This window comes from Ramlibacter sp. AN1015 (assembly GCF_037726105.1).
Lineage (GTDB): Bacteria > Pseudomonadota > Gammaproteobacteria > Burkholderiales > Burkholderiaceae_C > Ramlibacter.
This window is the reverse complement of sequence record NZ_JBBJUM010000033.1, coordinates 1-557: the sequence shown is the minus strand read 5'-3', so window position 1 is coordinate 557 and position 557 is coordinate 1. Positions and strand designations below refer to the sequence as shown.

1 protein-coding gene is annotated in these 557 nt (G+C 64.3%); it reads right to left on the bottom strand.

What is annotated here, in order from left to right:
- Positions 1-80 precede the first annotated feature (80 nt).
- Positions 81-476: a transposase gene (locus WG922_RS21925; RefSeq protein WP_340285170.1), complete on the bottom strand. Its 396-nt coding sequence runs from the start codon at positions 474-476 to the stop codon at positions 81-83.
- Between the last annotated feature and the right edge of the window lie 81 nt (positions 477-557).

The following is a 557-nucleotide window of genomic DNA, read 5'->3' as shown; positions in this document are numbered from 1 at the left end:
CACCACCCGCGCCAACGCCGTCTCGGTGCCCGCGCGCATGTCCAGCGGCTCGCACGCCAGCCAGATCGCCTCAATTCGGATCACCGCAGCAGCTCACGCAACCACAGCGCGCAGTCCGACGCCGACGATGATGGCCAAATGACCGTGACCTGCAGGTCACCGCGCCGCGCCTCGATGCGCACATCGCTGCCGCACGGCTTGGCCTGCGTTGGCTCTGGCATCGCCAACGCGATGAATCGCTGCTGCCCCGGCCTCACTGCCACCGTGCCGTTGGCCGTGACTGTCTCGATGGTCGCGGCGTCCTCACACTTCTTGACCCCTCGACCACGACGCCACTGCCTCACCAAGTTGGCATTCAGGCCGAACGACAAGGCCACTGCAGCGATCGATGCGCCTGGTTCACCACAGGCCGCCAAGACCTCCCGCTTCAATTGCGTGCTATGCCGGCGCCGCGGGAGATTGCGATAGGAATTCATTTGCTGTCCATCTAACTTTGATGGACAGCAATCGTGCGCCCTCAGCGCTCAAACTCAAGATGGGATGCCCGGCCGCTTACG

Bases quoted from the DNA above. Each gene is read 5' to 3' on its own strand.
- WG922_RS21925 (WP_340285170.1), bottom strand. From the start codon at position 476: ATGAATTCCTATCGCAATCTCCCGCGGCGCCGGCATAGCACGCAATTG.